Genomic DNA, 15,030 nt, shown 5'->3' on the forward strand with positions numbered 1-15,030 from the left:
TCAAGCTATACAACAATGAATATGCAACTACACATTCGCACATTTATGATACTAGAAAAGAACCTACATCATAAATCGATATAGGCCCTATTTAATCTGTTAGCGTACGACTAAAACCGATGTTTCTGCGTAACGTACGATCCCAGCAGCAGTTGAGCCTAAAAGATGAGTTGTAATATTTGGTCGACGAGAGCCAATCACAATAATATCTGCATTAATATCTTTAGCTGTATTAATGACTTCATCACGAGGTGAGCCAAATGTAATGGTATAACTCACATCTTCATGAGGTAAATTAATTGAATCCATTAACATTTTCATATCTTCTTCCGCTTTCACCGTTGCTCTATCTTTTATTTCCATATAGCCAAGAGCATAGGCATTAATAATTGCTGAAGATATTGGTAATACGTGGATCAAGTGAATTTTAGCACTCGATTGTTTTGCTAAATTAACCGCATGACGAACAGCTTTACTCGTTAGCTCTTCTTCGGTTAAATCTATAGGGACCAGAATCGTTTTATACATAACCCCTCCTAAAAAATTAAAAAATAATGTTAACGATAAAATTATAAACAATTAGCTGTGAATGTCTCTCGTTCAAAAAGATAAATGAGATCTCTAGCCACAAAATATTAATTATTGAACAGTTTTTATCTTTATTTTTTAATATCAATAACTCAACTGGTTATTCTCTTAGCCATGGTGTAACCGTCAACCCAACGAGCATACCTTCAGGGCTTAATAATCGGGTTACCGTTTGCCCCCAAGGCTCAATTCTATTTTGAACCAATAATAAATACCCCTTATCAGTTAGATTTTGAGTCATCCTTGCGAGATCAGAAACTTCAAATTCAATCCAACTTTGTGGGATTGTTAACTCTTCAGGCCATTCATCACGCAAAAAACAAGATTGTGCAGCTTGGTTTAATGGCCAAAGAGCAAAATGTTTAACGCCACCTAATGTATCTTGCTCACAAACTAGATAGTCACTATTTTCTTCCATTGGTTTCAATGGTAAACCAAGTGTTTTAAGATAAAAATCGCTACTATTTTGGGTATTTAGCGTCACAGGACCAAAACCGGCGACAAATAATACATCAGAGTTATCTTGTAGATTAAACATTGAATATTCCATTTTAGTTAGAAAGTTATTAATTTTTATCAAACATTTTTTCAATAATTCTTTGAGCGGCAATCGCGTTTTCACCACTGGTACACGGCTGAGATTGGTGACTTACAGACTCAATAAAATGACGAATTGCACCATCAAACCCACGCTGTACCAATATCGAATCCCAACTTGATGGGTATTTATCATTAATACCCCGAAGATTTTCACTACGCCACTGATTCATGTTAGTTATTTGATAAATAGCATCTTCATCCACGGCAATGACTTGCTCTTGCTGACTACCCGCTTTTCGGTGCATCGATGTTGTTACCCAACCATTTTCCGTTTGGAAATGATGTTCTGCATAAAACAATTCGCCTTTCTCAGTCGTTTTTACCCCACCGCTAATTAATTTCAACTCAGTCCCAGCTATCCATAGAACCGTATCAACGACATGTAAATAATCATCGAGCAAAGTAAAACGCGCATCTTTAGGCCCTACACTGTCACTTCGATGCTTATCCATCCTCAAAGAGGAAAACTGTGTCATATTTTGTTTTAACGAAACATAAAAAGGCGCGAATCGACGGTTAAACCCCACCATTAACATACGCTTTTGTTTTATTGCTAATTCAATAAGTTGCTCTGATTGTTCAATATTATCAGTAAGCGGTTTATCGACATAAACATGAAGTCCCATTTCTAATAGCAACTTAACAATTTCGAAATGAGTGGTCGTTGCGCTATGAACAAATATGGCATCACATTGGCTAGCAAGACTTTTAATCTCTGCAAATAGTGGGATCCTATAGCTATCACAAACTAGTTTTGCTTTGGATTGATTCGGAGAATAGGCGCCAACGAACTCCCAATCATCTTCTTTACAAAGAATAGGCAAATATGCTTTTTGAGCGATTGAGCCTAAACCGACAACACCGATGCGCAATTTTCTCATGTTATGGAACTCTTCTAATATATTGATAAGGAAATTATTGAATATATTTATATAAATAAAAAATATTTTTTCTAAATATATGACAATAACAGAAGAATAATGAGGAAAGATATAATTTAACACCTTGTTTTTAATAGCTTTAGTAACCTAAAAACAATCTTTAGGTCAAAAAAAGCAGCATAAAAAAAGGGGTTGATTTCTTAAATGAGAATGGTTATCTTTTACCTCATGGAATACCTGAGTAAATTACTCAAGAATTTCATAAACGACATTGCTCACATTGCTTCCAGTTTAGCAGGCCAACTTTATAAGTTGGCCTTTTTTTTATTCTCAATATTATTAAACGATTACCAAATATTACGAATTTAATCGCCTATTTATTACGTATTGCGCTCGCAAAACTCCATGATTTTAAATGACCAACATAGGTTAATCTATGTGTCGGTTCAAATGTAGGCACATCCCCAGTACGCATATGCAAAATATCAGCCGGTGTTATCCATGATGAATTACCTTCAAACAAAGGCATTCCTGCATATTTATAAGCATCTAGGACAAACTGCGAACAAAAGAATCCATTCGCTTGGTCTATATCATCACCTAATTGAACAGTAGCAAGTGCTTTTAAACAAAAATTTCTAACCGTTTCACCAATTAGAGGTAACTCACAAATTCGTTTCGTGAGCATCCATGGCGCGATCATAACAATACCTTTATAATTATATTTATTACCATCATTTTGTACGGAAAACTCACGTAGCTTGTCAGCATGTAAAGACGTTAATCCTGACTGTCTTAAGACCACCATATTATTCGAGTCACCAATTGCTTTATCTAATGGTATAATTCGAACACCACTGCCAACTGATTCAGCAACCTCTCCTAACCCTAAATAGATTGATGCATGGCTCACACCACTCACACTGAATAAACGTATCCCCCAAGAATTAAGACCCGTAGCAGACGATAACAAAATATCGCCAGGCAACATATCAGAAACTGAGAGCACTTCAACTGAGTCTTTTATAGGAATTGTATTTGCTTGCTGCATACTGAATTTTAGGCGATTTGTTTCTGCATCTGATTTAAATTGAGTTGAGCATCCCGCTAAAAAAAAGAATCCAAAGTACAACAGCCAGATTTTAAAGTTCATCCCTAAATTACTCATCTAATTACACCAATTATATTTAATTTGATTGTATACGGATTTTATCTGCTCATTCCCGTAATGACTACCATTAATTTACTCACTATCAATATGAGTAAAAATACCTTTTTCTATAAAAAACTCGAATTCTCTAGCTTTAGTCTAATAGACAAGAAAACGCTCAGCTCATGTGATAATTCCAATTAATTTCACTATAAATTAGAGAAAACTAAATTTTCAGACTAATTTTTACTAATTTAAATATAATTAATATTAAATTAATACTAGATTAACTAATGGTGAAATAATTAACTCACCTAATAAATATAGTTAATGTTTCAATTATAAAACCCAATAAATAAATTGCAAAAGGAAAAATACATATGGGCATAACCAATCTAAATAGGGAATTCATACATCAGGAAAACTCAGTAAATATAAATAATAAAAACATAATAGATGGTAGTGATGTTTCCATTAGTTTTAACTCTCTTCCCAATATAACTGAGACTTGGCATATTATGAATGAATACAATCATAATATGGACGAAAACCATACAAGTTATCATATTAGTAAAACACAAGCAGACAAAATAAATCATACTAAAAATATTTATTTCAATGAAAACAGCTTTCCAAGTGACTTACAAGGCGAACTAAAAGGCAATGTATTTTATGCACAAAGTAGTATTATCCCAGCAATAAACAATATCAAAGATGATATTCATCCTAATTTGGTCACTGGACGTAAAACTTTATTATTATTTAAGCCCCATGATATTATTCAAAGTGATACGGAAATTAAATTAAACGTTTATGATAATAAAAATAATCTGCTACACTCAAGTGTTATGCTCTCCCCGGAATATTTACCTAAAATTGCGGGAGTAGATCCATATTATACTAATATTTCACCCGAATATTTTGAGCGGCCAATATCATCAGATATATGCATTGAGGAAAAATATGAGTTAGAGCAAATAATAAACGATAAAATAAAGCTAAAAGAAATAATTAAAATGAATGAAACTGATATAACTCACATTGTTTTTTCTGATGTTATATTAAAAAAACCATTTATTTTAAACTCTGACCCTGATCTTTCGAATAAGTCAGTTGCATTAACATCTTACATTAAGGATGAAATAGAAATTAATTATGGTATAAAAAAAATATTACTACCCCCTAATGAAACAATCCATTTTGTTTGTGATAGCTCTGGACAATGGGTGACTTATCAAGATGCATTATTATCAAAGCAACATTTCTCTTCATTATTAGCTAGTTCAAAATTATCAGTTAAGCCTTCATTACATATAAATGAAAAGGAGGAAATTAAAAAAATATCAATAAATAATTGTTATTTAAACAATCTAATTTCAGATAATGACACAATAAAAATATCAATTGATAATTTCAACTGGGTTAAAAATATAACCTTAACAACAAATAGAGACTTTAGTTCAAAAAAAATTATATTTACCTCAAAATCACAATCTGTAAGTGAAATACTCCATAACAATAAAATCACTCACTTAAAATATAGTGATGAGATATTATTTGAATGTGACTCGAATGGTAAATGGTTAAAAGTTGAGCCTAATATTAATGAGCCTTCTATTATTCTAGATATTGCATACCCCGAAAAATTCTCTTTAACATTAGATACAAATGAAAAAATAAAAAAATTTGCTACTATTAATAGAACTTTTATTGATTTATTAAATAAGAATAACTCGATTAAAGTTGCCACTAGCAATTATAACTGGGCAAAAAATTTCTCATTAACAGAAAACGACTCTTTTCATAACAAGAAAATATTATTTACATCTACCGCAGCCTATACTAGCACTATAAAATATGGGAATAAAAATATAAATCTGAAAAGAAATGAAAGTGTGCTTTTTATTTATGACTACTATCATAAATGGATGACCATTAATGATTATTCAATAATGCGTGAGTTAGCGAATATTCAATATATTGAACATGGTTGGAGTACAACCCTACCTGCTAACATTATTAAGCCTGGTATTAAATTTGAATTTAACTCTCAAAATAAAAAAGGAATACTTAAGAATATTCAAATAGATGCACCACATGAATTATTAATGAATACTATTGATATTGGAATGCTAACCCCTCCAAGAAATAATTTTAAATTTCAAGATAATCCAGAACTTAATCGTCAATATTTTCAAACTATTCCTGTTAGCCAACTTATAGTTTCGCGTTTTGAACCACTCCATATTACCAAAGTAGTAATGCCTGATGGCTCAATATTCACTGAAAAATCAAGTGGAGATGGTGGTTATCATTCTGGAAACATGAGAGAATCTATTGGTAAAAACCTTATTTCTGATGGAATTAATCTTGCCAATTATGGGATAAATAGCTCTTCTTCCTTTTCAGAAACATTCTTACCTACATCTCAAATTACACTCCATAATTCAATTGGTTCATATAAAAATGGAATTATTGTACATGGTCTATCAGGCGGAGGCGGTAAAGCGACATTAGAAGACTCGGATGGCAATGAGTTTAGTCATGAAATCGGTCACAACTTTAATTTAGGTCATTATGAAGGGGGATTCAATGGTGGTATCCATTCAGCTCCAGATAAGCGAAATTCAACCTGGGGTTGGGATTCTCTCTACAATAACTTTATACCTAATTTTGAAGTTAAAAAAACAGACAAAGCAACATATCTTGAAGTAAAAAAAAACAATAGCCAAGCCCAACCACCTTATAGAGGTCGGTCTTTTAACCGTGACGCCATGTCAGGAGGCAAACCTTATGACTTTAAATATAATCGCTATACACTCTATACGCCATATACTCTTGCTTCCATTCAAAAAGATATGACTAAAAGTTATATACTATAAAAACTCCTAACCATATGATTAAAAATAGTTTTCATAAGAAAAACAGTCATTATTATTGTTTTTATATACTACATTTAACCTCTTGATTTTTCAATGTTCCACTAATAGTTTTGGGGAGTTGATTTTTTCCTAACTCGTCACCCCAAATCTCAAAAATCTAATAATATTTCTTGATTTCCCACACTGACTTACTGTATATAATTACAGTTATAATTCACTGTATATAAAACCAGTCATTCGAAATCTAAGGGAAAGTATTATGGTTACTATTAAGGTGCGGTTTAATAACAACATGAAAGGCAAGTTACCAATGGGGGCTTTTGACGCATTGAGGAATGAGATCACAAAAAGATTGAGTTCCAAATACCCCGAGTTGAATATTGATATCAATTGGGGATCTCAAGTTGTGGTGTCTATTGACGGTTTGGGTAAGAACGAGAAGAAAACCTATATCGAGGAAACGCTGGAAGAAATATGGAATGATGGGGAGTGGATGCCAGAAATGAATGAAAGAGAAGAAGTGGAGTATTTTGATAAGTAATAATCTTAATTGTTCAGCCTAGCATTTACATATAATTACCAAGTATTTATACTCCTTGGCTCTATAATTTAAGTTAAGGATTAACGAATGAATTGGTATCTGGAAGTTATTAAAAATAATTATGCGAACTTTAATGGCAGAGCTAGGCGTAAAGAGTATTGGATGTTTACATTAATTAACACCATTATAATAGCCGCTTTATACTTTATAGTGTTTTCATCTATAGATTACAACACTGGTGAAATGAGTGGTATCGGGTCTGTTGTTTCGGTGCTAGTCATTATATATGCTTTAGCTGTTTTTGTTCCTAGTATTGCGGTATGCGTTAGAAGACTGCATGACACTGATAAATCTGGCTGGTTTTTTCTTCTCAACTTTATTCCTTTTGGTGGCCTTGTTGTTTTCGTGTTCATGTGCCTTGATGGTACTCCGGGTAATAACCGATTTGGCTCAAACCCTAAAGACTAAACGTTTAAATGCGCCAATCTCTCGAGCTGGCGCTTCTTCATAGCTTACTTTTTACCCTTCAATTCCTTATCTAAAATCATCCGACCAATATTGATATAGTTCATCGGTCTCATTGCATAATATACCGCCTCAACTCAAGAGGACTTTATGAACACAACTCAATTGCTTTTACTTGCACTCAACTGTATTAACGAAAATAGAGAGCTATCTCACACTGAGCTATCAAAAATATACGTTTTTTATAGAACTGAGATAGATTACAAAAACATTTCGATTGATGAATTTATGCTTAATCAAAACTGGTTACTGACTGATGAGTACAATACTCAAAAAGTGATGAACTTTATTGAAACTTACCTTCATCTATCATCAAAAAAGGCTAAAAGTAGAAAACGGTATGTCGAACAGAACTCTTGGTGAATTTATTAAAAATTTGCGTATTTCACTAAATATATCAACTTCGGAGCTAGCAAGAAACCTGACTATATCCGAAGATGAATATATAAAATGTGAAAATGGCGAGATGTCTATCTATGTAGATGACTTAGTGGTTATTGCAGATATGTTAGGTACTAATAAGTCCGAGTTAATTTGCAAGTATATTGATTAGGCCAAATTGTCTTGGCCTTCCTGCTCTGCCCTTTCTTCTTCCTCAGCAATACGCTCAGCCTCTTCTTTCATTACTAGTTTCGCTCCTATCTCTATAAATCGCTGCGCTTCAGTTACTACTAAGGTACGGTTTAATCGCAATATGAAATGATGAAGAGTGGATACCAGAAATAAATGAAAGAGAAGAAGTGCAATTTTTTAATAAGTAATTTAAATGCGCCAACTGCTTGAGCTGGCACATCGATCCTATAAATAATTATGGTAGGTTAACCATCAGTTATTATAGAGACATCTAATCGCTACCTACTAGCAGAGTACGGGAAGAGGGTTCAATTATCATTTGAGTTTCGAGATAATGTTTTTCTTTATCAATATCCAATAAATCATCAGCAACTGAGTTTTCTTTTTCAAGCCGCTCGAAAAACTCACCAATATTAATGTCTAATGCCTTTAAAGCTGCCACTAATTCATCTATGCCTATTTTATTAACTCCCCGCTCATAACGATACAGTTGCTGTTCACTTTTTATTCCTACTAATTTAGCAAATTGAAAAGCAGTGAAGCCAGCCTCACATCTTAACTTCTTAAGATTAAGTCCTACTAATTTAGATATTGAGCCAGTATCATTCATGTTATGTCTCCTTGGTGTGATTAATATCTCATCATGAAGCGTCAACATAATTTTTACATTTAAAACTTACAATTTGCAATATTTAGAATTATAAATTTACAATAACTTTACATCCCTGCATTCTCAGCCTCTTCTTTTGCTAATCGTTCCGCTTCTATCTCTGCGAGTCTCTGTGCTTCAGCTTGCTTTTGATTGTAGAGTGAATCACTTGGCATATTGACACGAACATCAATCCAGTGGCCGTTTGGAATATCGCAAGGGGTGTAACTGTCGAGTTCGTTGCCGTTTTCGTCCATAAATTCAGGGTAGGTAATTAAACGGTTTAGAACAACAGGAGGCGGTAAGTCAGCGTACTTTCTGTAATGTGTTTCGATAATAATGTCGCCGTCTGCTTCAACTTTAAAATCGGCCCACACTAATGGCAGATTATTAATCCCATTTGGTATCACCAGTCCACCGTGATAACCACCCCATGATGCATCGGAATTCATGCCGAGTGTACCTTTGAGCTTATAGCGACCCGTGCTGAGTTTCTCTAGCTCAACTCCCTCAGATTCGTCATTGAGTTTGATATGGTCGGCAAAGACTTTAATAATTGGGGAGGCTGCTTTTAAGTTACCGTTGGCGTCCTTTGTCGTATTTCCTGTTGAATACAATATTTCCCATGCAGTTTCAATTCCACCTTTAGCTATACTTCTACATGCTATAAGACCGGGAAGATGAAAGGCTCTATATTCTTGCAATAGCCGGCTACCACCAGATTCTCTAACAATTAACGTCCCAGCGTAGGAGAAAGGATATCCATTCGCCAACTTTGCATTCCCACTCATTTGCTGTGTGTAAGTCCCGACATTTATAAGTGATGCAAGTTTAATACCGTCAGGAATATTAATTGATTCTCCAACACCAAAATCACCCACTTGCATTAAAGTTCCGTCGGCATCAGGTAGTATATGCCTGCGCCAATTAGATGTTTTTCTCTTAGAGCGAATATTTGGCTCAGCAAATGTTGCATCGAGTTGCATTGAAACGCCAGATTCAGTGTGAATCGCCTGTACCACTGCGTTGACTGCTTGAATATTTGCTTTTACTTTTAGCTCTCCACTAACCTCCCCGCCAGCCTTATCTAGCTTCCCATCCAACTGCTTATCCATTTCTTTGGTGGTGCGGAGCTGCTGGGTGGTTTGGTCGGGCAATGTGACCGTGATAATGCCCTGCTCGGTCATCCAGCGCGTGAGTATGTCGCTGAACTGCACATTTGAACCATTCATGGACACAATCTTATTCATCGCATCTGAAACAGAGTGAACCATGGTTGTGAGAATGACGTATTTCGCTGTCGCTGCTGCTGTTGGTAATGGGAAATTAAGTGTTAACTCGGTGTCAGATTGAATCGATTGAATGCTGTTGTTGTGGACTGTCGCACCAATTTGAATTTGTATCGCTTGCTCTACGGATACGCGATTAATGTTGTTGAGCCATTTAGTGCCGGTACCGATGAGTTTAGTGCTATTTGCTGTCGCGGTAACTGTGCCTGTGTTGTACATATGATTCTCCGAAATTTAGACGTAAAAAAAACCGCAATTAAGCGGCTTCTTGTTTGTGTAGGATGTTTAATTAAACGATGACGGGTTACTTTTGCATGCGAGCACCAGTGCTGGGTAGATTTTCAGCGTACAATCAGAGTTATCCCCCCCGTTTCCACGCCCCGTTAATCTCACAATTATTTTTGTATTTGACTGCATTTTGGGGATTTTGATGTAACAAGATGCAATCGCAGCCCATGTCGAATCAGGACTATCAACTGTTGTGATAATAACATTTTGTTTAACTCCGTTAGCATAAACGGCAATTTCTATCGGCTGACTTATTGCTGGGGTTTTATGCTCGGATGCAAAGTGCATGGTTGGCATGATTAAATCCACATCATACGGCATACTCCCTATATAGGTCGTTATCGACTCTATTGTCATTGTAGATTGTTTATAGAAATACTTTGACACTCCACCGTACAACACTCCAGTTGCAACATCGCCGATAAATTTCTCTGCATACACAGTGCCTTTGAAATCACCGTCTGTCGCATAAATAGTGCCTGTAATTTCTGCATTAGTTGCAATCAACCTTCCGTTTTCAAAGTCAAGCATGAGACCTTTTTTAGTTTGGTCCCAATTTTTAGATTTAATTGTTGAGCCAATGAGTAGCTTCTCAATCATTGCCTGGTTGATAAACGCCTCATTGATAAACACTTGCCCATTTTCAACAAAGAAAACAGGCTCTAACTTGCCGCTGGAGGGATTGAAAATACCAAAGGTGTCCGCTGAAAAACCGATTTGTGTCACGACCTTGCCGTTTTTAACTTCGGCACCCATCATAAACTTGGCATCGAAATACTGGCCGTTCCAGTTAATACCGGTTTTGATAGTGTAAATTGCTGAACCATTCCCTTTGTGATCGAAAACAGTTTGCCCACGAAGTTCAATAGCAGATTTATTCTCACCAACTTCTGATTTAATGAGTTCGTTAACTTCAGCTTGCGCTTTTTCACTATCAGAAACCGATTTTTTAATCGTAGTGATATCTGCACTCACCCCATCAAATTGAGCCGATATTTTCTCAAACGATTTAGCGGATGCCTGTTGATTATCAGCGACAAGATTATCAGTACGCACAATAGCAGCACGCGATTTGAGTATTTCAGTACCCTGCACATTTTGCTGAACTTGTAGCTGCCCGATAGCTTCAACTTGTGAACCTTCCGTGGTGGCCATTGTTTGTTGAATGTGGTTAATTGACGCTTCATTATCTTCAAAACGTGATTCAGTTTTCTCGATTTCCTTGGTAAGTGCCTTGTCAGTGTTAGCGGTGGTTTCTTTTAGCTGACCGATACTGGCTTGAGTGTCATCGTGTTGGCTCTGCTGAGTTTGCTTAATCTGAGTTGTCGTTTCATCAAGTGTTGCAAGAGATTCCGTGTGTTTAGTCACTACCGCATTGGTTTTTGATAATTCATCCTTGTTATCGTTGATATCTTTACTTAGCTCAGCACGGACTTGCTCTGTATGTTCCGATTGGGCCTTATCTTTCTCGGCAAGAGATTTACGCACATCGACAAACTCTGCTTCTGATTGCTCCTGCTGCGCTTTCACATTCTCAGTCAGTTCAGCCGTCGATTTAGTATTATCCGCAACGGCCGTTGATAACCGGCTCACTTCCGCTTTGGATTTTAACAACTCAGAGTTAGTTTCATTCACCTGTGCATTGGTTTGCATCAAGGCTTCAGTAAAGGCGAATTCAGCGTTAGTCAGTGATGTTTCAACGTGAGTGATATAACCGCGCATTTCGCCAAACTCAGTGACTGTGGATTGCTCAAAGCTTGCTTGAGCTTTTTCGAGGTCAACTGTGGCTTTTTCAACTGTCGTCACTCGGCCTTTAATGGTACCGACTTCTTCATTGGTACTCGTAATCTCAGCGCGAACTTGACCGATTTGTTGTGCAAAGGATTCATTGGATTTCGCTAATGATTCCTGAACAGTTAAAACATCTGCTGCTGTAATCTCAAATTCTGAAGCAACTTCTTGCTGGAACTTGGCGTGAGACTCTCTATCATTCGCTTGCACTTGCTCAAGTCGAAAGATTTCTGCTTTTCCGTGAGCCGTTGTTTCGCTAAGTTTGAAATGAAGTTCAGTAGTAAATTGCGTATTGGTCATTACTGCTTCATTAACCGCTTCTATCTCACGATCGATGCTGATAATTTTTTGCTTAAAGTCATAACCATCAATTTCTAAATCAGTCACTTTGTCTTTATTAAAGTCGATTTGCTCCTGCATTTGTTGACCAGCTTCATTGCTGAGGAACTCATTTTTTAACTCATCCATCATGTCCTGTGGCGTTCCACTGGCTTGCCCTACCGCCTCAACGAACTGTGACTTTCCATAACTATTAACCGTACGAACATAAAACCAATAATTGGTACCCGGCTTTAGATTATCTTTCGACCAAAATTGCCCCTGACCTTGACGGTTAGCCTTGGTGGTCACTTCAATATCATTAGTGCTGGCCAGTTTCTTGTCGCTGAACCAAAACTCAAAGGTATAACCGTGTTGCGCGGTTTCGCCACCATGAGGAATACAGGTTAACGAGAACATGCCGCCAACCATTTCAACATTGACCGGTTGAGGTGGGGCTTGAATATCAAAATCAACAATAGCCGGCGCTGACATTGCACCAGCGGCATTAATAGCACGAACTTCGGCACGATAAGAACCACGAATAAGGCCCGATAAATCAACTCTATCCTGTGGAACTTGAATAGACTGAGCAACCTTGCCATTTTCAATAATATTGACAGTGTTATAGCGAACATCAGCGGCGGCTGATTGCCAACTGAGATAGCCCTGAACCACTTCACCGATATTGGTCGGCACAAACGTAAGGTTAAGCGGTGGCGCCACACCACCGGTTGGCAAAACAGTGAATGGCGGCCTGACAAAAGGCTTGCCGATAATATCTTCATAAATATAAGCGCCGTCCTCCTCGAGGAGAATATCAACACCTTCTTGCGGATGAAATTTCCATTCAGCAACACGAAACTCAAGGTTTTGAATACCGATGTGTGGCAGGTTTAATAAAATCACATCCCCTGGTCGATAGGCGTAACCGTCCATATTCATTTTGAGCTGAACACGACGCCCTGCACGTTTTTTGCGTAAGTATAAATTAGCGAGTCGACTTGCTTGATAAGGGCTACTGACAAAGCGGTAGTCCATATTTTCTTTAATCTCTAATCCGTCCTCGTCAATCCATTCATCAATAACAACGGGTTCAAAATCCGTTTTGATATACTGCTGCTCTGCATCGATAAACGTACCGTAAATCGCATTAGTCGCATCACGTAACCCAAGTTCGGGCGTGATATTCACAGTATCAATGATTTGATTAGGCTCGATACGTAAAACAGCCGGTCCATTATAAGCTTGCATCAGAATACCGTGCTTGCCTGCAACATAGGTCGGCTCAGCTGCAATGCATTTATGCATGTGATCAAGGACAGATGAAGGTGACTCCGCTAATTCATATGCACCATTAATGGTGTATCGAGGTTCACTTACCCCTTCGGGTGACGTCACTGGCTCCGCACATAAATCAGCGGCAGCTTTAAATGCATCAAAATCAATATCTGAATCAGGGACGCTGAGGTAGCTACGATAGAAATCTAAAATCACTAACGCGCCGTTGTTGCTCCATGCGGTCTTGTTTGTGCGCGGATCATAAACCTGCTTTCCCCACACCTCAACTTTGACATTCGGCACACCGTACGGGAACTTTTCAGCGTCATATTTTAGTGCTAAACGCAACCATGCCAGCCCGTTACCTATCATGTCCTCTTTCCATGATGGCGCGTTTTTCAACATATAAGGGTCACAATCAGTACGTCCGTTATGAAATTCATAGCTGGCCTTATCACCAAAGGTGCCGATTAAATCATCGTTTAACCAAATCTGGCCAATACGGTCAACTTTATGAGCGGCAATCGCTAATGCCATGAATAGGCGTTCATTTTCAGTCTGATCGCCTTTTTCCTCTTCAGCAAAAAATAGAAGCCCTGAACACACAGTTTTACCGACTATAATTGTTTCAGGTGCCACTGATGAACGTAGCATTTGTTTGCGTTCTGACTGGTCGCGATACTGCATTGAGGGCATTTTATCTTGAAAAATGAATGTCCCTGCAGCTTGAACGGCAATACCGGCAACAATTAATGCGGTACCAAGACCACCGGTTGCCATAACACCAGCAATCATCAATCCTGCGGAGACAACATTAGCAACAACCTTTCCCATTACTCGACCCTCCATGCTTTGATAGGTTGATGATCAACAGGCATTGCGCCACGTTCAGTAACCGCCCATATTTTTTTAGCCCAAATAACACCAAGCGTTTTACCTTCAGGACCAATGAACATCACAATGTCGCCGCGAGAGGCAGTGATAGGCTCTATTTCATTAAAGAAACCTGATAATCCAGACTCCAGATCGCCAAACTCAGCTTTTAAAACCCGCAATGCACCGGCGCTGGTTTTGTACCTACCGCGAACTTTTTCAGCGATATCAATCTCACAGACAGCAATGGCACAATTGGCAGCAAATAAGCAGCAATCATGCTCACCCCATGAAAACGGCTTCTGCATGGCTTTTTGCAATGTTTCTGGTAATCGAGTTGTCCAATTCAAGTGCCGCATTTGCTGTCCTCCGGGCATAAAAAAACCCGCCGTAGCGGGTTAATATAAATGTAGTATATTAGTCAGCCAATTTAATCACTTCATACATAACACCAGTGGTAACATCTTGGTATTGCCCTGAAATATACGCTATATGATAAAGGCTGTAGCCTGTATAACCACCATAGCTATTCTTGCCATTCACTTCTACTGGGACAACCATTGCCACTAGTTTTTTAGATGATTGATACCCCTTTTTAGGGTCATGAAAAATATATTTAGCAGAATCAGGATCTTTTAAGTTTGCCGAAATAAATTTTTCTATGTCAGATTTATAGCTACTAGGTAGCTGTTCAAATTTTGCAGTGGCTACTTCTTCTTTTGTCATTTGGGTAACGCATCCCATTAAAGCAAAAGAAAACATTGTCATCACAAAAAACTTAAAGATACTGTTCATTTATCC

At 37.3% G+C, this 15,030-nt stretch carries 13 protein-coding genes; 4 read left to right on the forward strand and 9 right to left on the reverse strand.

What is annotated here, in order from left to right; all coding sequences use genetic code 11:
- Positions 1–99: 99 nt before the first annotated feature.
- The 4 genes from DD649_RS19345 to DD649_RS19360 form a co-directional block, all read right to left on the reverse strand.
- Positions 100–528 carry a universal stress protein gene (locus tag DD649_RS19345; RefSeq protein WP_294110738.1) on the reverse strand — a complete coding sequence of 143 codons (429 nt, stop codon included), beginning with the start codon at positions 526–528 and terminating at the stop codon, positions 100–102.
- 160 nt (positions 529–688) lie between these two features.
- Positions 689–1,138, reverse strand: a complete 450-nt coding sequence (locus DD649_RS19350) for a glyoxalase (RefSeq protein ID WP_294110941.1) — start codon at positions 1,136–1,138, stop codon at positions 689–691.
- A 16-nt stretch (positions 1,139–1,154) separates the two neighbouring features.
- A complete protein-coding gene (locus DD649_RS19355) occupies positions 1,155–2,069 on the reverse strand; it encodes a Gfo/Idh/MocA family oxidoreductase (protein WP_294110740.1) in 915 nt (304 codons plus the stop codon).
- A 373-nt stretch (positions 2,070–2,442) separates the two neighbouring features.
- The gene (locus tag DD649_RS19360) at positions 2,443–3,237 is read right to left on the reverse strand and encodes a YaeF family permuted papain-like enzyme (RefSeq protein ID WP_336431059.1); all 795 of its coding nucleotides are present in this window, start codon (positions 3,235–3,237) and stop codon (positions 2,443–2,445) included.
- Between the two features lie 362 nt (positions 3,238–3,599).
- Here DD649_RS19360 and DD649_RS19365 point away from each other — a divergent pair, with 362 nt between their 5' ends.
- The 4 genes from DD649_RS19365 to DD649_RS19380 all read left to right on the forward strand — a co-directional run bounded on the left by DD649_RS19365 (position 3,600) and on the right by DD649_RS19380 (position 7,720).
- A complete protein-coding gene (locus DD649_RS19365; protein WP_294110744.1) occupies positions 3,600–6,101 on the forward strand; it encodes a M66 family metalloprotease in 2,502 nt (833 codons plus the stop codon).
- 259 nt (positions 6,102–6,360) lie between these two features.
- Positions 6,361–6,642, forward strand: a complete 282-nt coding sequence (locus DD649_RS19370; RefSeq protein WP_294110745.1) for a DinI-like family protein — start codon at positions 6,361–6,363, stop codon at positions 6,640–6,642.
- Between the two features lie 87 nt (positions 6,643–6,729).
- On the forward strand, positions 6,730–7,110 hold the full coding sequence (locus DD649_RS19375) for a DUF805 domain-containing protein (protein ID WP_294110747.1): 381 nt from the start codon (positions 6,730–6,732) through the stop codon (positions 7,108–7,110).
- Positions 7,111–7,507: 397 nt separating this feature from the next.
- Positions 7,508–7,720 carry a helix-turn-helix transcriptional regulator gene (locus DD649_RS19380; RefSeq protein ID WP_294110749.1) on the forward strand — a complete coding sequence of 71 codons (213 nt, stop codon included), beginning with the start codon at positions 7,508–7,510 and terminating at the stop codon, positions 7,718–7,720.
- Positions 7,721–8,011: 291 nt separating this feature from the next.
- Here DD649_RS19380 and DD649_RS19385 read toward each other — a convergent pair whose 3' ends face one another.
- The 5 genes from DD649_RS19385 to DD649_RS19405 all read right to left on the reverse strand — a co-directional run bounded on the left by DD649_RS19385 (position 8,012) and on the right by DD649_RS19405 (position 15,024).
- Positions 8,012–8,350 (reverse strand): helix-turn-helix transcriptional regulator, encoded by a 339-nt coding sequence (locus tag DD649_RS19385; protein WP_294110751.1) that lies wholly within the window; start codon positions 8,348–8,350, stop codon positions 8,012–8,014.
- A gap of 107 nt (positions 8,351–8,457) precedes the next feature.
- The gene (locus tag DD649_RS19390) at positions 8,458–9,897 is read right to left on the reverse strand and encodes a pyocin knob domain-containing protein (protein WP_336431060.1); all 1,440 of its coding nucleotides are present in this window, start codon (positions 9,895–9,897) and stop codon (positions 8,458–8,460) included.
- A 66-nt stretch (positions 9,898–9,963) separates the two neighbouring features.
- Positions 9,964–14,190: a DUF1983 domain-containing protein gene (locus DD649_RS19395; RefSeq protein WP_294110754.1), complete on the reverse strand. Its 4,227-nt coding sequence runs from the start codon at positions 14,188–14,190 to the stop codon at positions 9,964–9,966.
- Complete coding sequence (locus DD649_RS19400; RefSeq protein ID WP_294110755.1) at positions 14,190–14,588, reverse strand: hypothetical protein; 399 nt, start codon at positions 14,586–14,588, stop codon at positions 14,190–14,192. Before DD649_RS19400 ends, DD649_RS19395 begins: the two co-directional genes overlap by 1 nt.
- Before the next feature lie 58 nt (positions 14,589–14,646).
- Positions 14,647–15,024 (reverse strand): hypothetical protein, encoded by a 378-nt coding sequence (locus DD649_RS19405; protein WP_294110757.1) that lies wholly within the window; start codon positions 15,022–15,024, stop codon positions 14,647–14,649.
- Positions 15,025–15,030: the final 6 nt, after the last annotated feature.

Source organism: Providencia sp. (genome assembly GCF_003533305.1).
Classification (GTDB): domain Bacteria; phylum Pseudomonadota; class Gammaproteobacteria; order Enterobacterales; family Enterobacteriaceae; genus Providencia.